At 66.9% G+C, this 22,075-nt stretch carries 23 protein-coding genes; 15 read left to right on the top strand and 8 right to left on the bottom strand.

What is annotated here, in order from left to right; genetic code table 11:
* Positions 1 to 6: 6 nt before the first annotated feature.
* Together G3N98_RS11145 and G3N98_RS11140 are read right to left on the bottom strand one after the other, a co-directional pair.
* Positions 7 to 1,746, bottom strand: coding sequence for a fumarate reductase/succinate dehydrogenase flavoprotein subunit (locus G3N98_RS11145; protein WP_206148191.1), 1,740 nt, complete (start codon positions 1,744 to 1,746; stop codon positions 7 to 9).
* The gene (locus G3N98_RS11140) at positions 1,743 to 2,513 is read right to left on the bottom strand and encodes a GntR family transcriptional regulator (RefSeq protein WP_089473079.1); all 771 of its coding nucleotides are present in this window, start codon (positions 2,511 to 2,513) and stop codon (positions 1,743 to 1,745) included. Before G3N98_RS11140 ends, G3N98_RS11145 begins: the two co-directional genes overlap by 4 nt.
* Positions 2,514 to 2,837: 324 nt before the next feature.
* Between G3N98_RS11140 and G3N98_RS11135 the strand changes: the two genes are divergently transcribed.
* From G3N98_RS11135 to G3N98_RS11085, 11 genes are all read left to right on the top strand, one after another.
* Positions 2,838 to 4,058 (top strand): MFS transporter, encoded by a 1,221-nt coding sequence (locus G3N98_RS11135; RefSeq protein ID WP_206148190.1) that lies wholly within the window; start codon positions 2,838 to 2,840, stop codon positions 4,056 to 4,058.
* A 282-nt stretch (positions 4,059 to 4,340) separates the two neighbouring features.
* Entirely contained in the window at positions 4,341 to 4,742 is a 402-nt protein-coding gene (locus G3N98_RS11130; RefSeq protein ID WP_006478536.1) for a DnaJ family domain-containing protein, read from the top strand.
* Positions 4,739 to 5,335, top strand: a complete 597-nt coding sequence (tadA, locus tag G3N98_RS11125; RefSeq protein WP_089425663.1) for a tRNA adenosine(34) deaminase TadA — start codon at positions 4,739 to 4,741, stop codon at positions 5,333 to 5,335. Before G3N98_RS11130 ends, tadA begins: the two co-directional genes overlap by 4 nt.
* A 102-nt stretch (positions 5,336 to 5,437) precedes the next feature.
* Positions 5,438 to 6,376, top strand: coding sequence for a muramoyltetrapeptide carboxypeptidase (gene ldcA, locus G3N98_RS11120; protein ID WP_206148189.1), 939 nt, complete (start codon positions 5,438 to 5,440; stop codon positions 6,374 to 6,376).
* 316 nt (positions 6,377 to 6,692) lie between these two features.
* Positions 6,693 to 7,397: a GntR family transcriptional regulator gene (locus G3N98_RS11115; protein ID WP_089425662.1), complete on the top strand. Its 705-nt coding sequence runs from the start codon at positions 6,693 to 6,695 to the stop codon at positions 7,395 to 7,397.
* Between the two features lie 150 nt (positions 7,398 to 7,547).
* The gene (locus G3N98_RS11110) at positions 7,548 to 9,032 is read left to right on the top strand and encodes an NCS1 family nucleobase:cation symporter-1 (protein WP_089425661.1); all 1,485 of its coding nucleotides are present in this window, start codon (positions 7,548 to 7,550) and stop codon (positions 9,030 to 9,032) included.
* 10 nt (positions 9,033 to 9,042) lie between these two features.
* Positions 9,043 to 9,834, top strand: a complete 792-nt coding sequence (locus tag G3N98_RS11105) for an aspartate/glutamate racemase family protein (RefSeq protein ID WP_089473076.1) — start codon at positions 9,043 to 9,045, stop codon at positions 9,832 to 9,834.
* A gap of 148 nt (positions 9,835 to 9,982) precedes the next feature.
* Entirely contained in the window at positions 9,983 to 10,936 is a 954-nt protein-coding gene (gene puuE / locus G3N98_RS11100) for an allantoinase PuuE (protein ID WP_175237137.1), read from the top strand.
* Positions 10,933 to 11,454, top strand: coding sequence for a 2-oxo-4-hydroxy-4-carboxy-5-ureidoimidazoline decarboxylase (uraD, locus tag G3N98_RS11095; RefSeq protein WP_206148188.1), 522 nt, complete (start codon positions 10,933 to 10,935; stop codon positions 11,452 to 11,454). Before puuE ends, uraD begins: the two co-directional genes overlap by 4 nt.
* A 62-nt stretch (positions 11,455 to 11,516) precedes the next feature.
* Positions 11,517 to 12,530, top strand: a complete 1,014-nt coding sequence (gene alc, locus G3N98_RS11090) for an allantoicase (protein ID WP_011352409.1) — start codon at positions 11,517 to 11,519, stop codon at positions 12,528 to 12,530.
* Positions 12,527 to 13,039: an ureidoglycolate lyase gene (locus tag G3N98_RS11085; RefSeq protein ID WP_043187989.1), complete on the top strand. Its 513-nt coding sequence runs from the start codon at positions 12,527 to 12,529 to the stop codon at positions 13,037 to 13,039. The genes alc and G3N98_RS11085 overlap by 4 nt, the downstream gene beginning before the upstream one ends.
* A 40-nt stretch (positions 13,040 to 13,079) precedes the next feature.
* On the opposite strand, the gene G3N98_RS11080 is transcribed toward G3N98_RS11085, so the two are convergent.
* Positions 13,080 to 13,991, bottom strand: a complete 912-nt coding sequence (locus tag G3N98_RS11080) for a LysR family transcriptional regulator (protein WP_206148187.1) — start codon at positions 13,989 to 13,991, stop codon at positions 13,080 to 13,082.
* Positions 13,992 to 14,142: 151 nt separating this feature from the next.
* Between G3N98_RS11080 and G3N98_RS11075 the strand changes: the two genes are divergently transcribed.
* On the top strand, positions 14,143 to 14,547 hold the full coding sequence (locus G3N98_RS11075; protein ID WP_206148186.1) for a RidA family protein: 405 nt from the start codon (positions 14,143 to 14,145) through the stop codon (positions 14,545 to 14,547).
* Between the two features lie 31 nt (positions 14,548 to 14,578).
* Here the strand turns inward: G3N98_RS11075 and G3N98_RS11070 are convergent, their stop codons facing one another.
* On the bottom strand, positions 14,579 to 15,394 hold the full coding sequence (locus G3N98_RS11070) for an aminotransferase class IV family protein (protein ID WP_206148185.1): 816 nt from the start codon (positions 15,392 to 15,394) through the stop codon (positions 14,579 to 14,581).
* Positions 15,395 to 15,527: 133 nt separating this feature from the next.
* Between G3N98_RS11070 and G3N98_RS11065 the strand changes: the two genes are divergently transcribed.
* Positions 15,528 to 16,448 carry a LysR substrate-binding domain-containing protein gene (locus G3N98_RS11065; protein ID WP_206148184.1) on the top strand — a complete coding sequence of 307 codons (921 nt, stop codon included), beginning with the start codon at positions 15,528 to 15,530 and terminating at the stop codon, positions 16,446 to 16,448.
* 72 nt (positions 16,449 to 16,520) lie between these two features.
* The gene (locus G3N98_RS11060; RefSeq protein WP_175237142.1) at positions 16,521 to 16,937 is read left to right on the top strand and encodes an ACT domain-containing protein; all 417 of its coding nucleotides are present in this window, start codon (positions 16,521 to 16,523) and stop codon (positions 16,935 to 16,937) included.
* A gap of 92 nt (positions 16,938 to 17,029) precedes the next feature.
* Here G3N98_RS11060 and G3N98_RS11055 read toward each other — a convergent pair whose 3' ends face one another.
* Both G3N98_RS11055 and uraH read right to left on the bottom strand, forming a co-directional pair.
* Positions 17,030 to 18,223: a urate hydroxylase PuuD gene (locus tag G3N98_RS11055; RefSeq protein ID WP_039342830.1), complete on the bottom strand. Its 1,194-nt coding sequence runs from the start codon at positions 18,221 to 18,223 to the stop codon at positions 17,030 to 17,032.
* Between the two features lie 52 nt (positions 18,224 to 18,275).
* Positions 18,276 to 18,629, bottom strand: a complete 354-nt coding sequence (uraH, locus tag G3N98_RS11050) for a hydroxyisourate hydrolase (protein ID WP_011352401.1) — start codon at positions 18,627 to 18,629, stop codon at positions 18,276 to 18,278.
* Positions 18,630 to 19,150: 521 nt separating this feature from the next.
* Between uraH and G3N98_RS11045 the strand changes: the two genes are divergently transcribed.
* The gene (locus tag G3N98_RS11045) at positions 19,151 to 20,563 is read left to right on the top strand and encodes an 8-oxoguanine deaminase (protein ID WP_206148183.1); all 1,413 of its coding nucleotides are present in this window, start codon (positions 19,151 to 19,153) and stop codon (positions 20,561 to 20,563) included.
* 97 nt (positions 20,564 to 20,660) lie between these two features.
* Here G3N98_RS11045 and G3N98_RS11040 read toward each other — a convergent pair whose 3' ends face one another.
* Both G3N98_RS11040 and G3N98_RS11035 read right to left on the bottom strand, forming a co-directional pair.
* Positions 20,661 to 21,590 carry a LysR substrate-binding domain-containing protein gene (locus tag G3N98_RS11040; protein ID WP_006762467.1) on the bottom strand — a complete coding sequence of 310 codons (930 nt, stop codon included), beginning with the start codon at positions 21,588 to 21,590 and terminating at the stop codon, positions 20,661 to 20,663.
* A 221-nt stretch (positions 21,591 to 21,811) separates the two neighbouring features.
* A complete protein-coding gene (locus G3N98_RS11035; protein WP_011352399.1) occupies positions 21,812 to 22,021 on the bottom strand; it encodes a dodecin in 210 nt (69 codons plus the stop codon).
* Positions 22,022 to 22,075 lie beyond the last annotated feature (54 nt).

Below are 22,075 nucleotides of genomic sequence, written 5' to 3'. Positions count from 1 at the left end.
GGTTCCTCAAAGGGCGGCCGCGAGCGCGGCCGGCTCGCGAATGCGCAGATTCGTGTAGGCGCCGCGCTCGTCGTCGGCAAGCGGCACGACGTACGGTTCGACCGGACGCTTCTCGCTGTGCATCGCGCCGTTGGCGCCCTTGCGCAGCCAGGTGTGGCAGAACCATTCGGTGTCGTTGCGATGCGGAAAGTCGACGCGGTGGTGGTACAACCCCCAGCGGCTCTCGGTGCGGAACAGCGACGCGCGCGCGGCCATTTCCGCGCAGTCGCGGATCGCACGTACTTCGGCGGCGCGCATCAGTTCGTGCGGATGGTTCGCTTTTATCTCTTCGATATCCTCAGTAATTTCATCGAAGCGTTGCAGCCCGATTTCCATCTTGCGCGTCACCTTCGGCGGTTGCAGATAGTCGTTCACCATGCGGCGCAGCTTGTATTCGACCTGCGCCGGCGCGAGGCCGCGCTCGCGCAGCAGCGGCGCAAGCACGCGGGTGCGTTCGGCGGCGACCTGTTCGTCGTCCACCGGCGCATGCTCGCGGCCGGCCACGTAGTCGGCCGCGTTCTGCCCGGCAAACCAGCCGTACGTGAATGCGCCGAGCATGTAGTTGTGCGGGACGGCCGCCATGTCGCCGGCCGCGTAGAGTCCGGGCACGGTCGTCTCCGCGCGGGCGTTCACGTACACGCCGGATGCGCTGTGGCCGCTGCAGAAACCGATCTCGGAGATGTGCATCTCGACCATCTGGCTGCGGTAGTCGGTGCCGCGCCCGGCATGGAAGCGGCCGCGGCTCGGCCGCTCGTTCGTATGCAGGATCTGCTCGATGGTCTGGATCGTTTCTTCCGCGAGATGGTCGAGCTTCAGGAACACGGGGCCGTTGCCGCTTTGCAGTTCCTGGTAGAACTCCCACATCATCTGGCCGCTCCAGTAATCGCATTCGATGAAGCGTTCGCCCTTGCCGTTCGCGGTGAAGCCGCCGAGCGGGCCGGTGACGTACGCGCACGCGGGGCCGTTGTAGTCCTTGATCAGCGGATTGATCTGGAAGCATTCGAGATTCGCGAGCGCGGCACCGGCGTGATACGCCATCGCATAGCCGTCGCCCGCGTTGGTCGGATTCTCGTAGGTGCCCATCAGGTAGCCCGAGGCCGGCAGGCCGAGGCGACCGGCCGCGCCGCAGCAGAGAATCACGGCCTTCGCGCGGATCACGTGGAACTCGGCGGTGCGGCAGTCGAAGCCGAGTACGCCGCTCGCGCGGCCGTGCGCATCGGTCAGCACGCGCGTTGCGACGATCCGGTTCGTGATCGCAATGCGCGCGCGCTTCAGTTGCCGGTACAGCACCTTCTTGATGTCGTGTCCTTCCGGCATCGGCAGCACGTACGAGCCCATGTGATGGACCTTCTTCACCGCGTAGTCGCCGGTGCCGTCCTTCTCGAACTTCACGCCCCAGCGGTCGAGCTGCTCGATCGTTTCGAAGCTGTGCGTCGCATATGCGTACACGGCTTCCTGGTCGACGATGCCGTCGTTGGCGATCGTGATCTCGCGCGTGTACTGCTCGGGCGTCGCATGCCCGGGGATCACCGCGTTGTTCAGGCCGTCCATCCCCATCGAGATCGCGCCGCTGCGCTTCACGTTGGCCTTTTCGAGCAACAGCACGCGCAGGGACGGGTCGCGCTCCTTCGCCTTGATCGCCGCCATCGGGCCGGCCGTGCCGCCGCCGACCACGACGATGTCGTATTCGAGCACATGGGTAGTCATCGCTGTTTCCTTGCAGGTTGGCGCGGTTTCTGCCGGTCGATGCGCAGCCGGTACTGGAAGGCGTCGCCGCGGAAGTAGAGGTATTCGAAGTCGATCGGTGTGCCCGACGCATCATGCGTGAGGCGCTCGATGCGCAGCACGGGGCTGCTTTCCTCGACGTGCAGCGCATCGACGATCTCGTCGTCGGCGAGGATCGCGTCGATCGATACGTCGGCATGGCCGAGCGGGATGCCGCAGTCGTTTTCCAGGACCAGGAAAATGTCGCGGGTCGCGAGATCGGCGCCCGCGAGGCGCTTGCCGAGGGCTTCGGGCACCCAGGTCTGTTCGAGCGACACGGGCTCGCGATTGAGCAGCCGCACGCGATGGATCTCGACGAGCGGCGCACCCTCGGGCACGTTCAGCTTCGTCGCGAGATGGCGGTCGGCCTTGACGGTGCGGAAGCTGCGCACCTGGTTGACGATCTCGTAGCCCATCGACGACATCGCCTCGGCGAAGCCCTGCAGCGACGTCACGTTCTGGAACGCTTTCGGCTTCGACACGAAGGTGCCCTTGCCGTGCAGCTTGAATAGCAGTCCTTCCTTCTGGAGATCGCCGAGGGCCTGGCGCACCGTGATGCGGCTGACGTCGAACATCGCGCAGAGTTCGTGCTCGGACGGCATCCGGCTGTGCGGCGCATAGGTGCCGTCCAGAATGCGTGCGCGCAGCGTGTCCTTGATCTGCACGTAGAGCGGGGCCGCCGACAGCGGCACGACGTTGGGGGAGGTCATCGGTCAACTTGTTATGACAAGATCGCTCGAGTGTAGTCAGCCGGATCGCGCGGCCCAACCAACTATTTCTGATTTCGACTTTCCGATTCCGGAAAAGCGCGGCGGCAAGGGGCAGACCGAACGGACCATCCGGGATGTAGCGTCGGCTCGCTCCGCCCGTTGCGAGCCGAGCGGATCGGCCGACGATGAAAAAATTCGCCGGCGTGTGTGCCGCACATGTCGATTTCCCGATGCGTCGCCCGTCGTATCCATGTCGACCGGGCATTGCGCGAAGCAGGTGGCGCCCGGTTCCCGAGGATCGCCATCACGACAAGGAGGCACCCCATGCCGGATTCCCGATACCGCTGGGTCATCGTCGCCGCGGGCGGCCAGATGGGCTGCATCGCGATCGGCGCGATGTTTTCGCTGCCGGTGTTCCTGCGCGCGATCGCGCGCGACACGGGCTGGTCGATGACCGGCATTTCCGGCGCGATGACGCTCGGCTTCATCGCGATGGCCTTCGCGAGCATGGCATGGGGCAGCCTGTCGGACCGCATCGGCACGCGCCCGGTCGTCATCACGGGCGCCGTCCTGCTGTCGGCAAGCCTGGCGCTGGCGAGCCGCGCGCCGTCGCTGCTCGCGTTCCAGCTCACGTTCGGCCTCGCCGTCGGCGGCGCGACGGCTGCGATATTCGCGCCGATGATGGCGTGCGTAACCGGCTGGTTCGACACGCACCGCAGCCTCGCGGTGTCGCTCGTGTCGGCCGGCATGGGGATGGCGCCGATGACGATGGCCCCGCTGGCCGCGTGGCTCGTGTCGGTGCGCGACTGGCGCACGTCGATGCTGCTGATGGCGGCGCTGGCGGCCGTCGTGATGATTCCGGTGTCGCTGCTGGTGCGCCGGCCGCCCGCGCTCGACGGCGTGGGGGCGGCTTCAGCGGTGCCGGCGCCGGCCGCCGAGCCTGCGGCGATGTCGGTCGCGGACGCGCTGCGTTCGCCGCAGTTCATCGTGCTGCTGCTGACCAACTTCTTCTGCTGCGCGACACATTCGGGCCCGATCTTCCATACGGTCAGCTACGCGGTGACGTGCGGGATCCCGCTGATCGTCGCGGTGTCGATCTACAGCGTCGAAGGGCTCGCCGGCATGGGCGGCCGGATCGCGTTCGGGATCCTGGGCGACCGCCTCGGCGCGAAGCGCATGCTGGTAGCCGGGCTGCTTGCGCAGGCGCTGGGTGCGCTCGGGTACTACTTCGTGCGCACGCTCGACGGGTTCTACGCGGTCGCGGTCGTGTTCGGCTTCATCTACGCGGGCGTGATGCCGCTGTATTCGGTGCTGGCGCGCGAGAACTTCCCGCTGCGGATGATGGGCACCGTGATCGGCGGCTGCGCGATGGCCGGCAGTCTGGGGATGGCAGCGGGGCCCGTCGCCGGCGGCCTGATCGTCGATACGCTCGGCAGCTACGGCTGGCTGTATCTCGGCTCGTTTGCGATCGGTCTCGGCGCATTCCTGATCGCGATGATGTTCCGTCCGTTCGCGAATGCGCGGCGGGAAGCGGCGGCTGCCTGAACCAGGAAAACTGGAAGCAGGGCCGTGTCCGTTTTTCCGGGACGGCACGGTTCGGTTGGCGTCGTCGCAAATAAAAACAGGGCCCGGGACCGGTCGCATTTGCCGGTGCCCAGACGGCCCGCAGCCCGCTGCAGCGCAGCAGAGCGGCATATGAGACCGATCAGCGCGCATGCCCCGCGATTCGGCCCCTAAAAAACACAATATCGAGCATATATTCGAAGGGCCTGTCATACCCGCGTCACCCTGCTAGAATTCGGCCTGCCGCATTGTTCCGATTGACTGATGAGATTGCTTGACGCCCTGGTCGAACAACGTATTGCCGCCGCCGCCGCGCGGGGCGAGTTCGACGATTTGCCGGGTACCGGCGCGCCACAGGCGCTGGATGACGACCTGCTCGTGCCCGAGGAGGTGCGGGTGGCCAACCGTATCCTGAAGAATGCGGGCTTCGTGCCGCCGGCCGTCGAGCAATTGCGCGCGCTGCGCAACCTGCATGACGAAGTGCAGGCGGTCAGCGACCGCGCCGCACGGTGCCGGCTGCAGGCGAAGATCCTCGCGCTCGACATGGCGCTCGAATCGCTGCGCGGCGGCCCGATGGTGATGCCGCGCGACTACTGCCGGCGCATCGCGGAGCGCCTGTGCGAGCGCGGGCTCGACGAAGCGTCCGCCGAAGCGGGGCCGATGTGACGTCCGACGCGCTGCACGACGCAGCCCGGTCGGCAGCCGCCCCGGCGGCCGAACCCGCCGCCGATTCCCCCGTTCCCGAAGCCGCGCCCGTATCGGCGCGTGACCTGCATTACATGCGTCTTGCGCAGGCTGCCGCAGAAGAGGCGCGCGCGGCCGGCGAAGTGCCGGTTGGCGCGGTGCTCGTGCGTGGCGACGAAGTGATCGCACGCGGCTTCAACCATCCGATCGGCGGGCACGACCCGTCGGCCCATGCGGAAATGGCCGCGCTGCGCATGGCCGCGCAGCATCTGCAGAACTACCGGATGCCCGGCTGCGAGTTGTACGTCACGCTCGAGCCGTGCCTGATGTGCGCGGGCGCGATCATGCATGCGCGCATCGCGCGGGTCGTCTACGGCGCCGCCGATCCGAAGACGGGCGCGTGCGGCAGCGTGATCGACGCATTCGCGAATCCGCAACTGAACCACCATACCGAAGTGACCGGCGGCGTGCTCGCCGACGAGTGCGGCGCCGCGCTGAAGTCGTTCTTCGCCGACCGCCGTCGCGCGCTGCGCGAAGCACGGCTCGCCCGCGACGCCGACTCCGGCGCGTCATAGGCGCGCCCGTCGCTCGACCCGAGCCGGGCGTGCACGGTTCCGTGAACCGGAGACGGTTCGGACCCTCTAAGCAGGTTTGACGACCCGACACCTTTCTTCGCCATGTCCTTCCAGCCCGCCGCGTCCTACACCATCCGCCTGCTTGCGCCGTCCGGCTATCCGCACGATCCGGACGCGATCAATCGCGCGCTCGAGCGCCTCAGCGCCGCGCAGCACCGCATCGAGAACATCGAAGCGACGCAGCGGCGCTTCCAGCGGTTCGGCGGCACCGACGGCGAGCGGGCAGGCGACCTGAACCGTCTTGCCGATCCCGAGCGGCCGCTGCCGGACATCGCGCTCGCGGTGCGCGGCGGCTATGGCGCCGCGCGCATCCTGCATGGGCTCGACTATCGCGGGCTCGAGCGCCGGCTGCGCGACCAGCCGGTCGCGCTCGTCGGCCATAGCGATTTCACGGCGCTCCAGCTCGCGCTGTACGCGAAGGCGCGCATCAAGACGTTCGGCGGCCCGATGCTGTCCGCCGACTTCGGCGCGGAAACGCCGAGCGACTTCACGATGCAGCACTTCTGGCAGACGCTGACGCAGCCGAGCACGACGATCATCGCCGAAGCGCCGCAGGTGCAGAGCGTGAACGTGACGGGCACGCTGTGGGGCGGCAACCTCGCGATCCTCACGTCGCTCGTCGGCACGCCGTACATGCCCGACATCGAAGGCGGCATCCTGTTCATCGAGGACGTCAACGAGCAGCCGTTCCGGATCGAACGGATGATCTATCAACTGCATCTGTCGGGGCTGCTCGCGCGCCAGCAGGCGCTCGTGCTCGGCCAGTTCACCGGTGCGCGGCCGTTCGAGTACGACAACGGCTACGACATGCAGGCGATGATCGACCAGGTGCGCGCGGTGATCGGGATTCCGGTCGTGACGGGGCTTCAGTTCGGCCACGTGCCCGACCTGCTGACGTTGCCGTTCGGCGCACAGGCGCAACTGGTCGCGAATGCGCACGGTTTCCGGCTCACTTTGTCGGACTATCCGCACCTCGGTTGAGGCGGGCGCAGTCGGTCGAAAGGCGGGGGCGGTTCATTCCCCGCCTTTTTCTTTATGTAAGCGCGCAACTAACGGTCAAGTATTTTCGTCGACATCTGCAAGCTCGCCGCCGGATCCTGCACCAGTTTTGTCAACAAAATGACCGGAAGGGTATACGACGAGAAGCACGTCTGTCATACGTCTTGGCCTTGCCATGCATGGATTTGACGCATCGTGCACCGAACGAGGTCGCGGCGATGCACGCCGATTGTGCGCAATGCTTGAAAAGAATTGTTGACAATCTTTATGTCCACCCTAGGATGAGGATCATCACACGATGCCGATCATGAACGAGCCCGAATCCCACCCGTCCGGTGCAGCCAGTCCCGAAGCGATCGCCGAGCGGATCCGCACGGCGATCCTCGAGCATCGGCTCGCGCCGGGCGCGAAGCTGACGGAGGCGCAGCTCTGCGACGTGTTCAACGTGAAGCGCGGGGCGATCCGCCAGGCGCTCGCGCAGCTCGCGACCGACAAGCTGGTCGATCTCGAGCCGAACCGCGGCGCGTTCGTCGCGAGCCCGACGCTGCAGGACGTGCACGAGGTGTTCGAGATGCGCCGGATCATCGAGCTCGCCGTGGTCGAGCGGCTCGCGACCGGGCCCGGTGCGAAGCGGCTGAAGGGCGTCGCCTCGCTGATCGAAAAGGAACGCAAGGCGTTCCAGCGGCAGGACTTCGCGGCCTGGATCCGCCTGTCGGGCGAATTCCATACGGCGCTCGCCACGCTGATGGGCAATGCGACGCTCAGCGCGTGCCTCGAAGGGCTCGTCGCACGCTCGACGCTGATGTCGGCGCTGTACGAGTCGCACGGGCGCAGCCCGTGCTCGTGCGACGACCACGACGAGATCCTCGGTGCGCTGGAGGCCGGCGATCCGAAGCGGGCGGTGACGCTGATGGCGCACCACCTGCAGCATGTCGAACTGAAGATGCTGGACCGGCCCGCACAAGGGCAGGTCGATTTGCGCGAAGTGTTCGGCGGCGCCTGAGCGGCGACGCGAACCCGGCCGCGCGCCACAAGAACGAGCGAAATGCAGGCCCGCGGCGTGTGCCGCGGGCCGCTGGTCCGACTCCGGGCGTCGATCCGGAGCGATATCGATGACGGTGGAGCGGCCTCCCGGCCGCGTCAAGGAGAAGTCATGGCTCAGTTCAGTGTGGCGCACGACAGCGCCTATCCGGCGGACGAAGGCGGCGAGGGCGGTGACCCGACACTGCCGAATGGTTACAGCGAACGTCTGTACAACGAAGATTTGGCACCCCTGAAAAATCAGACATGGGGCTCATACAACATCTTTGCGTTCTGGATGTCGGACGTGCACAGCGTCGGCGGCTACGTGTTCGCGGGCAGCCTGTTCGCGCTCGGGCTGACGAGCTGGCAGGTGCTGATCGCGCTGATCGTCGGGATCGGCTTCGTGAACCTGCTGTGCAACCTGATCGCGCGGCCGAGCCAGCAGATCGGCGTGCCGTATCCGGTCGCGTGCCGCGCGACGTTCGGCGTGCTCGGCGCGAACGTGCCGGCCGTGATCCGCGGGCTGATCGCGATCGCGTGGTACGGGATCCAGACCTATCTCGCGTCTAGCGCGCTGGTGATCGTCGTGCTGAAGTTCTTCCCGCAATGGCTGCCTTACGCGGACGTGCATCGCCACGGCTTCCTCGGGCTGTCGGCGGTCGGCTGGGCCGGCTTCATGCTGCTGTGGGTGCTCCAGGCGCTGGTGTTCTGGAACGGGATGGAGACGATCAAGAAGTTCATCGACTTCGCAGGGCCGGCCGTCTACGTCGTGATGTTCATCCTCGCCGGCTACATGGTGTGGCGCGCGGGCTGGCGCAACATCGGCCTCAACCTCGGCGGCGTGAAATACCACGGCGCGGAAGTGATTCCGGTGATGATCACGGCCGTGTCGCTCGTCGTGTCGTACTTCTCCGGGCCGATGCTGAACTTCGGCGATTTCTCGCGCTACTGCCGCTCGTTCGGCGAAGTGAAGCGCGGCAATTTCTGGGGGCTGCCGGTCAACTTCCTCGCGTTCTCGCTCGTCACGGTGATCACGACGGCCGCGACGCTGCCGGTGTTCGGCGAACTGATCACCGACCCCGTCGAGACGGTCGGCCGCATCGACCATCCGACCGCGGTGATCCTCGGTGCGCTGACGTTCACGATCGCGACGATCGGCATCAACATCGTCGCGAACTTCGTGTCACCCGCGTTCGACTTCTCGAACGTCGCGCCGCGCCTGATCAGCTGGCGCGCGGGCGGGATGCTCGCGGCCGTCGCGTCGATCTTCATCACGCCGTGGAACCTGTTCAACAACCCGGCCGTGATCCACTACACGCTCGACGTGCTCGGCGCGTTCATCGGCCCGCTGTACGGCGTGCTGATCGCCGACTTCTATCTCGTCAAGCGCGGCCGGCTCGTGCGCGACGACCTGTACACGATGTCGGAAAGCGGCACGTACTGGTACACGGGCGGTGTGAACCGCCGCGCGCTTGCCGCGCTGTTGCCGGCCGCGGTGATCGCGATCGTTTGCGTGATGGTGCCGGGCTGGCAGGGCGTCGCGAACTTCTCGTGGTTCATCGGCGCCGGGCTCGGCTTCGTGTTCTACCGGCTGCTCGTGAGCGCGAAGGCCTGAGGAGCATGCGATGAAGATCCGACTGATCAATCCGAATACGACCCAGCGGATGACCGACGCGATGGGCCGCTGTGCGCGTGAGGTCGCGGCCGCCGGCACGGAGATCGTCGCGGTGAGCCCGCCGATGGGGCCGCCGTCGATCGAAGGGTATTACGACGAGGCACTGGCGACGCCGGGGCTGCTCGCCGAGATCGTTCAGGGCGAGCGCGACGGCTGCGATGCGTACGTGATCGCGTGCTTCGGCGATCCGGGCCTGTACGCGGCGCGCGAGCTCGCGCGCGGGCCGGTGATCGGCATTGCCGAGGCCGCGATGCATGCGGCGAGCGTGCTCGCGCCGGGCTTCTCGGTCGTCACGACGCTCGCGCGCACCTGCGGGATGGCGTGGCATCTCGCCGAGCGCTACGGGATGAAACGGTTCTGCCGCAACGTGCGCGCGACCGACGTCGCGGTGCTCGAGCTCGACCGGCCGGGCTCGGCCGCGCGCCGGATCATCGTCGACGAATGCCGGCGCGCGCTCGACGAGGACGGCGCCGACGCGATCGTGCTCGGTTGCGCGGGGATGGCCGAGTTCGCGCACGAGATCGAGCAGCAGATCGGCGCGCCGGTGGTGGAGGGCGTCACGGCGGCCGTCAAATGGGCCGAGGCGCTCGTCGCGCTGCGCCTCGCGACCGCGAAGCGCGGCGACTACGCGCGCCCGCTGCCGAAGCGCTACGACGGCGCGTTCGCCCGCTTCAGCCCGCTGGACGGGGATCAGGCGGAACCGGTGCCGAATTTGCCGCAACCGCACATACACACCGTCTGACACGCACTATCTGCGCCGCTGTATGGGCGCGTATGGGCGTTTTCGCTAAACTGGGCCGTCATCGCATCGGCTTGCGCAGCCGGCCTCCGGCACCCGCGCAGTCGATGCGAACCCATTATTTCAGCGAGCTTTCGCCGCACTTCGAACCATGTCACTCGATCCCAACTATCCTCGCGACCTGATCGGCTACGGCCGCCATCCCGTTCAGGCGAACTGGCCGGGGCGCGCCCGCGTCGCCGTGCAATTCGTGCTGAACTACGAGGAGGGCGGCGAGAACTGCGTGCTGCACGGCGATCCGGGCTCCGAGCAGTTCCTGTCGGAAATCGTCGGCGCGGCCGCGTATCCCGATCGCCACATGAGCATGGAGTCGATCTACGAGTACGGTTCGCGGGCCGGCGTGTGGCGCATCCTGCGCGAATTCGAGAAGCGCGGGATGCCGCTGACGGTATTCGGCGTCGGCATGGCGATCGAACGCCACCCGGAGCTCGCGCGCGCCTTCGTCGAGCTGGGCCACGAAATCGCGTGCCACGGCTGGCGCTGGATCCACTACCAGAGCATGACGCCGGAACTCGAGGCCGAACACATGCGCCTCGGGATGGAGGCGATCGAGCGCGTGACGGGCGAGCGCCCGCTCGGCTGGTACACCGGCCGCGACAGCCCCAATACGCACCGCCTGGTCGCGGAATACGGCGGCTTCCTGTACGACTCCGACAACTACGGCGACGACCTGCCGTTCTGGATGGACGTCGCCGTGTCGGGCGGCAAGACATCGCCGCAGCTGATCGTGCCGTACACGCTCGACACGAACGACATGCGCTTCGCGACGCCGCAGGGCTTCAACACCGGCGATCACTTCTTCGACTACCTGCGCGATGCATTCGACGTGCTGTACGCGGAAGGCGACGAAGCGCCGAAGATGCTGTCGATCGGCATGCACTGCCGGTTGCTCGGCCGGCCGGGCCGGTTCCGCGGGCTGCAGCGTTTCCTCGATCACATCGAGAAGCACGATCGCGTATGGGTGACGCGCCGTGTCGATATCGCGCGTCACTGGCGTGAACATCATCCGTATCAGCCCAATCATCGAAACGAAGGGAAAGCATGAAGGCGATGCGCTACACGTTGGAACAACTGAATACGATGGCGCCGAGCGCATTTGTCGCGGCACTGTCGGGGATCTTCGAACATTCGCCGTGGGTGGCCGAAGTCGCCGCGGGCCAGCGGCCGTTCGCGAGCATCGACGCGCTGCACGAGACGATGTCGGGTGCGGTGGAAACGAGCGGCGAAGCGCGCCAGCTCGCGCTGATCAATGCTCACCCGGAGCTGGCCGGCAAGGCCGCCGTGCGTGGCGAGCTGACCGCCGAGTCGACGCGCGAGCAGAGCGGCGCGGGCCTCGACCAGTGCACGCAGGAGGAGTTCGACAAGCTGCTGACGCTGAACCGCACGTATCGCGAGAAGTTCGGCTTCCCGTTCATCCTGGCGGTGCGCGGCTATGACCGGCACGGCATCATCGCGAACTTCGAGTCGCGCGTGAATCACTCGCGCACCGAGGAACTGCGGGCGAGCCTCGACCAGATCTACCGGATCGCACGCTTTCGCCTCGACGACCTGATCGACGCCTGACATCGCATTACGGCCTGCTGCGTCGCAGCGGCCTGATCGCCTCACTGAAACAAGGAAACATCATGGCTGTTCCGCTTCTCGATCCCAACGCACCCGACTTCACGCGGCGCTACGTGAACCTGGCCGACCCGCGTCTCGGTGCGCAGGCGCTCGAAGCCAGCGACGATTTCTTCGCGCCGAAGGACCGGATGCTGAACCCCGAGCCGGCCGTGTTCATCCCCGGCAAGTACGACGACCACGGCAAGTGGATGGACGGCTGGGAAACGCGCCGCAAGCGCACGACGGGCTACGACTGGTGCATCGTCAAGCTCGCGCGCCCGGGCGTGATCAAGGGCTTCGACATCGACACGAGCCACTTCACCGGCAACTTCCCGCCGGCCGCGTCGATCGAGGCCGCGTTCGTGGCCGACGGCGCGCCGACGCACGCGACCGAGTGGGTCGAGATCGTGCCGTCGACGACGCTGCAGGGCAACAGCCATCACTACGTCGAAGCGAGCGATGCGCGCGCCTTCACGCACCTGCGCGTGAACATCTATCCGGATGGCGGCATTGCACGCCTGCGCGTGTACGGCCAGCCGCAGCTCGACTGGGCCGGCGCGAGCGCGACCGAGCAGTTCGATCTCGCGGCGATGGAAAACGGCGGTTACGTGGTGGCCGCGAACAACCAGCACTTCGGCGTCGCGTCGAACCTGCTGCTGCCGGGCCGCGGCGTGAACATGGGCGACGGCTGGGAAACCCGCCGCCGCCGCGAACCCGGCAACGACTGGGCGATCATCGCGCTCGCGCAGCCGGGCGTGATCCGCAAGATCGAAGTCGATACCGCGTTCTTCAAGGGCAACTACCCGGATCGTTGCTCGATCCAGGCCGCGTACGTGTCGGGCGGCACGGACAGCTCGCTGATCACGCAATCGATGTTCTGGCCCGTGCTGCTCGGCGAACAGAAGCTGCAGATGGACAAGCAGCACTACTTCGAACAGGACATCGCGTCGCTCGGCCCCGTCACGCACGTGCGACTGAACATCATTCCGGACGGCGGCGTGTCGCGCCTGCGTCTGTGGGGGACGCTCGACAAATGAAGACGCTTGCCATCGAACCGCTGACCAAGGAAGCATTCGCGCCGTTCGGCGACGTGATCGAAACGGAAGGGGCTAAGCAGATCCCGATCAACCTCGGCACGACGATCCGCTTTCACGATCTCGCTAAAGTCGACGTGACCGATGAAGACGGCCGCACGCTCGTCAACCTGTTTCGCGGCCAGCCGCGCACGCTGCCGTTCGAAGTGAAGATGCTCGAGCGGCACCCGCTCGGCAGCCAGGCGTTCGTGCCGCTGAACGACCAGCCGTATCTCGTCGTCGTCGCGCCCGCGGGCGATCTCGATCCGGCGAAGATCCGCGCGTTCGTGACGAGCGGCTGGCAGGGCGTCAACTATGCGAAGGGCGTGTGGCATCACCCGCTGATCGCGCTCGGCGGCGTCAGCGACTTCATCGTCGTCGATCGCGGTGGCGACGGCCTGAACCTGAACGAGCAGGACCTGCAGGAATCGCTGTGGCTCACCGACGAGGCGCTGCACGCGCTGACGGCCTGAGTCGCCGGCGTTTTTGCCAGCGTCCGACGAAACCCGCGCATCATGCGCGGGTTTTTTTATGTGCGACCAGTTCGGCGACCCAGTCGATGAACACGCGCAGCTTCGCGCTGACGTGCCGGTTCGGCGGGAACGCGACGTACATCGGCATCGGTTCGAGTTGCCATTGCTCGAACAGCGGCACCAGTTCGCCGCGGGCGCGATGCGCGCCGGCCATGTAGTCGGGCAGCCACAGAATGCCCAACCCGGCGAGGCCGGCCTCGAGATACGCATTGCCGTCGTCGACCGCGAGCACGTAGCGTCCGCGCACGGTGACCTGCTCGCCGTCGCATGTCATCGCGAACGGCAGCGCCTTGCCGGTGCGCGCCCACAGAAAACCGACGATCCGGTGATGCGTATCCTCCAGCTCGTCCGGATGCGTCGGCGAGCCGGCGCGTGCGAGGTAAGCCGGCGACGCATACACGCCGAGCCGCAGGTCGCCGACGCGCCGCGCGACCAGCGAGCGGTCGGTCGGTTCGCCGCCGCGCACGACGCAGTCGACGTTCTCGCCGATCACGTCCACCACGCGGTCGCTCACGCCCATGTCGAGCTGGATGTCCGGATAGCGCGCATGGAACGCGGGCAGTGCGGGGATCAGGATCAGGCGCGCGAACGGGCTCGGCACGTCCACGCGCAGCCGCCCGCGGGGCGCCGCGGAAGCGGCGGACAGGCTCGTTTCGGCATCGTCCATGTCGGCCAGCAAGCGCACGACGCGGTCGTAGTACGCGGCGCCGTCCGCGGTGACGACGACCTTGCGCGTCGTGCGATTGAACAGCTTCACGCGCAGCCGCGCTTCGAGCTGCTGCACGAGTTGCGTGACGGTGGTGCGGCTCATGCGCAGTGTCTCGGCCGCCTTCGTGAAACTGCCGGCTTCCACCACGCGGGCGAACGCCTGCATTGCGTCGAATCGATCCATCGGGTCAGGGCTCCGCGTCGGTCGGAATTGTTTGGTGCGTGCAAACAGTGTTGGACAGGGTTGCCGGTTTATTCGCCGTGCAACGATCCCTAAAGTGCCTTCATCGTTGATGCCGGGGCGGCTTCGCCCCACCAACCGAAGGAGGTAGGGGATGGTAAAGCGTAGCGTGGTTTTCCCGCCCGGTCGCCAGGCACTGTACGACCGCAACCGCTATTCGCCGGCGGTGCGCTCGAACGGCTTCCTGTTCGTGTCCGGGCAGGTCGGCAGCCGCGATGACGGCTCGCCGGAGCCGGAACTGGGTGCGCAGGTCCGCCGCGCGTTCGACAACCTGAATGCGGTGTTGCGCGCGGCTGGTTGCACGTTCGACGACGTCGTCGACGTGACGGTGTTCCTCGTCGACCCTGAAGCGACGTTCGAGCGGATCTGGGAGATCGTTCCCGAATACTGGGGCGACGCGCCGCATCCGACGCTGACCGCGGTCGGCGTGACCTGGCTGTATGGGTTCCAGTTCGAGATCAAGGCGATCGCGCGGCTGCCGGAGACGGTCGACGGGTGAGCAGGGCGCGCACGGCGCGTGGCGGCGCGCGTCACGGCGCGACGGGCGGCTCCTGTTCGTATGCGCGATGCAGCAGCGCGACGAACGACGATGCGTCGGGCAGCGTCGTCGCGCCCAACCGGCGCACGGCGATCCCGGGCGTCCACGAATTCATCACGACGGCGCCGGCCATCGACGGCAGGTCGGCCGGCGTCAGTTCGCGATCGTGTTGCGCGACCCCCAGGCGCGCCAGTTGCCGGCGCACGATGCGCATCGTGACGCCGCCGAGCATGCCGGCCACCGGCCACACGACCGCGTCGCCGGTCCAGAACGCGAGATTCCAGATCGAGCCTTCACTGATGCGCCCGTGGCGATCGACGAACGCCGCATCGTCGAAACCCTGCGCGATCGCGCGGCGCAGGAAGTGCGTCTTCGCGACTTCGCCGACGTGCTTGATGTCCGGCAGCACGCGCTCGTACTCGAACAGCGCGAGATCGAGCGGGCCCGCGGGCCCCGACGACGGCGCGGCGGTGCGGACCAGCACGTCGAGCGTTTCGTCGTCGCGCGGCGCGACGAATTCGCCCGTCGTCGCATGCACGGTCGCCGTCAGCGACAGCGCCGACGGCGCGCGCTCGAGCGCGGCGCGCAGGAGCGTGCGAATCCGGTCGTCGGGCAGGGCCTGGCCGAACAGCGTGTTCGACGCATCGCGCAGCCGCGCGAGATGCAGGTCGAGGCCGCGCACGTGGCCGTCGCGTACCTGCATGGCGGTGAAATGCGCGTGGCCCGCGAAAGCCAGCGCGGCGAGCGCGTCGGGTGTGGCGGCGACGCCGTTGATCTGGGCGACGGACGGGAATGGTGCAGCGGTCATCGGCGACTCTCCAGGTTGGCCGCGGGCTCGGGGCAGCGCGCGACATCTTCAAGAAAGCCTATTGTTTGCCGATTGATGCTGTCCTGAAAAACGAGTAGTTTTGGAACGGTCATCAAATCCGGTTTGAAGATCGATGGAACGCATGTGGCCCGGTACGCGCGCGCTGAGGACGTTCGATGCAGCGGCGCGGCACCTGAATTTCTCGCGAGCGGCCGACGAGGTCGGGCTGACGCCGGCGGCCGTCAGTCACCAGATCAAGGAAATCGAGGCGCAGCTCGACATGGTGCTGTTCGTCCGCACGAGCCGCAGCATCCGGCTGACGCCGGCCGGTGTCGTGCTGGCTGCCGCGGCCGCTGATGCGCTGGCGGGCCTGCAGCGCGCGACTGCCCGGGCACGGCGCGTCGCACGGGAGCAGACGGAGTTGCGCGTATCGGTCGGCGCGCGCTTCGCGACGCACTGGCTGCTGCCGCGCCTGCCGCGTTTCAGGGCCGAACATCCTGCGTTCGAGCTGTCGTTCGATATCACCGACCGGTTGCGCGATTTCGATGACGACGACGTCGATGCCGCGATCCGCTTCGGCACCGGGCGTTATCGCGATGCGTGCGCGCAGCGCCTGTTCGATACGTCGGTCGTTGCGATCTGCAGCCCGGCGCTGTTGTCGGCCGGGCCGCCATTGCGCAAGCCGCGCGATCTGCTGCGCCACACGCTGTGCCACGTGGACTGCGAAGTCGATGGCGTGACCTGGCCGCGCTGGTCCGCATGGATGGCCGCTGCCGGCATCGACGGTTTCGACGACAGCCGGTGCGTCGCGTTTCCGGATTCGAGCCACGTCGTGCAGGCCGTGACGGATGGCACGGCGGTCGGGCTGGCGGAGCCGCACATGATCGCGCGCGATCTCGCGGAAGGGCGCGTCGTGCAACTGTTCGACGTGAACGTCGACGTGGCGCCGGGGCTCGCCTATCACGTCGTGTATCCGGAGCACACGCAGGACGATCCGCGCATCGTCGCATTGCGCGACTGGCTCGCGGATGAGGTCGCGACGATGCACGCGTAGCGGTGACGGTGGCGCGTGCTATCGTGCCCGCATCTCCACCGCGCGACGCCCGATTCCGGGCATGTTCCTCCGATGAGCCAACCTGAAAACGACCTGGCGATCCTGCTGAGCACGATGCAGCCCGAATTGCATCCGGGCGCGTTCGCCTTCGTATCGCTGCCGACCGGCGCAGACGTATCGTTATCCGAAGTGATCGCAACGTTTCGCGAAGCGGAAGGGCTGACGGTCGTGGTCGAAGAGGAGACGGCGGCGCGTCACGGCTGGCCCGTGCTGTTCCGCTCGGCCTGGATCACGCTGACCGTGCATTCCGACCTTGCGGCTGTCGGCCTCACGGCGACGTTCGCACGCGCGCTCGGCGCGGCCGGCATCAGTTGCAACGTGATGGCGGCTGCCTGCCACGATCACATCTTCGTGCCGTTCGACGACGGCCCGCGCGCACTCGATGCGCTCGTCGCGCTGCAGCGCGACGCGATGCGCGGTGAGCGCTAGCAAGGCCTCTGCAGCACGCAAAAAAAACGGGCCCGTAACGGGCCCGCGAACGGAAAGGATTGCGCCGGAACACGACCCCGGCGCACGGCGGCTTACTTGTTCGCGCCACCCTCGAACCACGCGGCGAGCTTCGTGCGCTCGTCGTCGGTCATGTGCGTGACGTTGCCGATCGGCATCGCCTTCAGGCGCACGGCCTGTTCATAGATACGCTGCGCGTTCTTCGACACTTCGTCCGGCGTGTCGAACATCACACCCGCGGGCGCGCTGCCCATCAGCGTCGGCTTCGCCGAGTGGCACTCGACGCAGCGCTGCTGCAGGATCGGCATGATGTCGTTGATCACGACCTTCGGCGCGTTCGCGGCCTGCGCTTCCGGTGCGACCGGCTTCGGCGTCGTCCAGACCAGTGCGCCGGCCAGCAGCGCGACGCCGCCGATCGGCAGGTACCACAGCTGCTTGCCGCGGTGGCGCATCACGAAGAACTGGCGAATCAGCGCGCCGGCCAGCATGATCAGCACGAGCACGACCCAGTTGAACTTGTTCGTGTACGTCATCGCATAGTGGTTCGACAGCATCGCGAACACGACGGGCAGCGTGAAGTACGTGTTGTGCACCGAGCGCTGCTTGCCGCGCTTGCCGTAGATCGGGTTCGGCTCTTCGCCCTTGAGCATCTTGTCGACCATCTTGCGCTGGCCAGGGATGATCACGAAGAACACGTTCGCCGACATGATCGTCGCGAGCATCGCGCCGACGATCAGGTAGGCGGCACGACCCGCGAAGATGTGGCACGCGAGGTACGCGGCGGCGACCACGTAGATGCCGACGCAGATGCCGAGCACGCGGTCGTTGGTGCCGAGGATGCGACACAGCGAGTCGTAGACGATCCAGCCGGCGGCGAGGAAGCCGAGTGCGGACGCGACGGCGACCACGGGGCCCATGTCGAGCACGCTCTTGTCGATCAGGTACGTGTTCGGTGCGAGCAGGTACAGCACGAAGAACAGCGAGAAGCCCGACAGCCAGGTCGTGTACGACGGCCACTTCGACCAGTGCAGGTCATCCGGCATTTCCGGCGGGGCGACCGTGTACTTCTGCATGTTGTAGAAGCCGCCGCCGTGGACGTGCCACAGCTCGCCGAACACACCGCGCTTGCGCTGGTTCGGGTCGGTCGGCGGTTTCAGGCTGTTGTCGAGCGCGACGAAATAGAACGACTCGCCGATCCACGCAATGGCGACGATGACGTGCAGCCATCGCAGCGCGAGGTTCAGCCAGTCGGTGATGAAGCCTTCCATGAAACTCCTCCAGACTCAAATCGTTTGTTTGATGCGGGCGCTGATTCGAATGTCAGCTGCCGCGATAGGTGCTGTACGACCACGGCGACACGAGCAGCGGCACGTGGTAGTGCGAGCCGGTGTCGGCAATGCCGAAGCGGAGCACGACGCGATCGACGAAACGGGGTTCGGGCACCTTCACGCCGAGCGACGCGAAGTAGTCGCCGGCATGGAACACGAGTTCGTATTCGCCGGCGGCGAGCGCGGCGCCTTCGAGCAGGGGTTCGTCGCAGCGGCCGTCGCTATTGGTCAGCACGGTCTTGATCGCGCGGCGCGATTCGCCGTCCAGCGCGTAGAGGTCCACCTTGATTGCAGCGCCGGGACGGCCGTGCGCCGTATCGAGTACGTGGGTAGTGAGCTTTCCCATTCGTTGTGTCCTTGTGTGAATGCGAGGTTCGGCGGCGACTCGATCCATTGACTGTGCGGCGGATCGAGGCTCCACGTCACGTGGCTACATACCCGTCGGCGAGATTGAAGCGAGCGCCGTGCAGGCATTGTAAAAAGGTTCCCCGCGCAAATACGGGCGCGATATCAAAGATAATGCGCCGCGCATGAGCGGCTGTCGACGGCACGCCGGAGACGGTTTCCGGCGGGCTTCCGGCGTGCGTCTCGGGCCGCCGGCGGGGCGTTGCGCGGCGTACCATATCGAAACCGTGAAACGCGGTATTCCGGATCGCGCATTGTGTGCGGCGCGCGCTTGGGCGATCCTCCCGCCGTGCGCGTCGGCTCGTGGCCCGCGCGTACCCCGAAGACGGCGAGCACGCCGGGTAACCGGGCCAGGGCGTTCGAACGGACGCAGGCACCGGAGCGTGCCGCGATTCAGCGTTCGAACGGCTGTGTGACCGCTCCCAGGATCCGCCCCTGGGGGCAGACCGACGCGGAGAACGCATGAACCTCGAGCAGCACGCTGGCGCACGCGCGCCGAACCCCTCCTCATCCCGCCCGACAACCCTGCTGGTCAAGCACGCCGACGTGCTCGTGACCATGGACGACACGCGCCGCGAGCTGCGCGATGCGGGGCTCTACATCGAAGACAACCGGATCGTCGCGGTCGGCCCGACCGCCGAGCTGCCCGAGATGGCCGACGAAGTGCTCGACCTGCGCGGCCACCTCGTGATCCCGGGGCTCGTGAACACGCACCACCACATGTACCAGAGCCTCACGCGCGCGGTGCCGGCGGCGCAGAACGCCGAGCTGTTCGGCTGGCTCACGAACCTGTACAGAATCTGGGCGCACCTGACGCCCGAGATGATCGAAGTGTCGACGCTCACCGCGATGGCTGAACTGCTGCAGTCGGGCTGCACGACGTCGAGCGATCATCTGTACATCTACCCGAACGGCAGCCGCCTCGACGACAGCATCGGCGCCGCGCAGCGGATCGGCATGCGTTTTCACGCGAGCCGCGGCGCGATGAGCGTCGGCCAGCGCGACGGCGGGCTGCCGCCCGATTCGGTCGTCGAGCGCGAGCCCGACATCCTGCGCGACACGCAGCGCCTGATCGAGACCTATCACGACGAAGGCCGTTACGCGATGCTGCGCGTGGTCGTCGCGCCGTGCTCGCCGTTCTCGGTGAGCCGCGACCTGATGCGCGACGCGGCCGTGCTCGCGCGCGAATACGGCGTGTCGCTGCACACGCATCTCGCGGAGAACGTCAACGACATCGCGTACAGCCGCGAGAAATTCGGGATGACGCCGGCGGAATATGCGGAAGATCTCGGCTGGGTCGGCCACGACGTGTGGCATGCGCACTGCGTGCAGCTCGACGATGCGGGTATCAGCCTGTTCGCGCGCACCGGCACGGGCGTCGCGCACTGTCCATGCTCGAACATGCGGCTCGCGTCGGGTATCGCGCCGGTGAAGAAGATGCGTCTCGCGGGCGTGCCGGTCGGCCTCGGCGTCGACGGCTCCGCATCGAACGACGGCGCGCAGATGGTCGCGGAAGTGCGGCAGGCGCTGCTGTTGCAGCGGGTCGGCTTCGGGCCCGATGCGATGACTGCACGCGAAGCGCTCGAGATCGCGACGCTCGGCGGCGCGAAGGTGCTGAACCGCGACGACATCGGCGCGCTGAAGCCCGGCATGGCCGCGGACTTCGCCGCATTCGACCTGCGCCAGCCGCTGTTCGCGGGCGCGCTGCACGATCCGGTCGCGGCGCTCGTGTTCTGCGCGCCGTCGCAGACGGCGTACACGGTCGTGAACGGGAAGGTGGTGGTAAGGGAAGGACGTCTGGCGACGCTCGACCTGCCGCCCGTCATCGCGCGTCACAACGCGCTCGCGCAGGCACTGGTGGAGGCATCGCGCTGACGGAAGGCTGAGGCGCCATCCGGCGGCCGTGTTGCCGCCGGGGCAGGCCGCCGGCTGTCGCCGCGCCGCGCAGAAACGGCGCGGGCAGTGCGCGCCGTTACGCTTCGATCAGCGTGCGGGTGGCTTCGGCGACGAGGCTGCGCAGCCAGCGTACTTCGTCGGAGTAATGGCAGCGCTCGTGCCACAGCTGGTAGTACTGCATCGGCGGGAAGTCGAGCGGCGCCGGCACGACCGACAGCGGCAGGAACTTCGCGTAGTGATCGGCGAACAGTCGCGTCGTCGTGAAGATCAGGTCGGACTTCACGAGCACGTACGGTGCGAGGTTGAAGTACGGCAGCGTGACGACCACGTGGCGCTTGAGCCGTTCGCGCGCGAGATGCACGTCGATCGCGCCGCGCTGGCCGACCGAGTACGGCGTCGGCGCGAGATGCGGTGCGTTCAGGTACTGGTCGAGCGTGAGCCCGCCGCGCTTCGCGAACGGGTGCGTGTTGCTCATCAGGCAGACGATCTCGTCGACGAACAGGTTCGACAGGTGCAGCTGCTCGGGCGGCTCGGGCCAGTTGCCGACGACGATGTCGAGCTTGCCGTCTTCCAGCGCAAGCTCGTAGTCGAACGCGGGGCCGAGCGAATGGAACTCGAGCGTCGCGTTCGGCGCGGCCTGGCGGAAGCGCTCGACCACGGTCGGCACGAACAGCACGTTCAGGTAGTCGGGGCAGCCGATCCGGTAGCAGCGGATCGACGTGGCCGGGTCGAAATTGTGCTGCTGGAACTTGATGCGCTCGATTTCACGCAGCGCGTTCTGCACGGGCTCGAGCAGGCGCAGCCCGTATTCGGTCGGCACCATGCCGGATTTGCCGCGCACCAGCAGCGGATCGCCGGTGATGTCGCGCAGGCGCCGCAGCGCGGCGCTGATCGCCGGTTGCGACTGGTTCAGTTTGACGGCCGCGCGCGTGACGCTGCGCTCCATCAACAAGGTGTGCAAGACGCGCAAGAGGTACGTGTCGATCGCCTCGCGTTGCTGACTCATGTTATCTCCGGTTTATATGGCTGGGCTGATCGAGGGGTGGGGTGGGTATATCGTTTTTAATATGAACGAAAATCAGCGTCAAGAGATGGATACCCGCAGGTACCCGCCGGCCGGGCCGCGACAAGGGGCCTGAACGGGTGCGAAGTGAGGCGCGCGGCGCCGCGCGGAAAGCGCGTTGCACGGATCCGGTCAGCGGCGCGGCGTGTGATGCAGGGGGCGCGTCAGTCGTCGATGCGCATGCCGACTTTCAGCGTGACCTGCCAGTGCACGACCTGGTCGCCTTCGATGTGCCCGCGCGTTTCGGTCACCTGGAACCAGTGCAGGTTGTGCAGCGTCTTGCCGGCTTTCGAGATCGCGTTGCGGATGGCGTCGTCGCTCGATTGCTTCGACGAGCCGGTCAGCTCGATCATCTTGTACACGTGGTCGCTCATGATGCGCTCCCTGGGATGTCGGTATGGATGGCCGGCGCAAGCCGTGGTCCCGAA

Origin of the sequence: Burkholderia sp. Tr-20390 (assembly GCF_017104595.1) — a bacterium.
Classification (GTDB): domain Bacteria; phylum Pseudomonadota; class Gammaproteobacteria; order Burkholderiales; family Burkholderiaceae; genus Burkholderia.
This window is presented reverse-complemented; position numbering and strand designations above follow the sequence as displayed.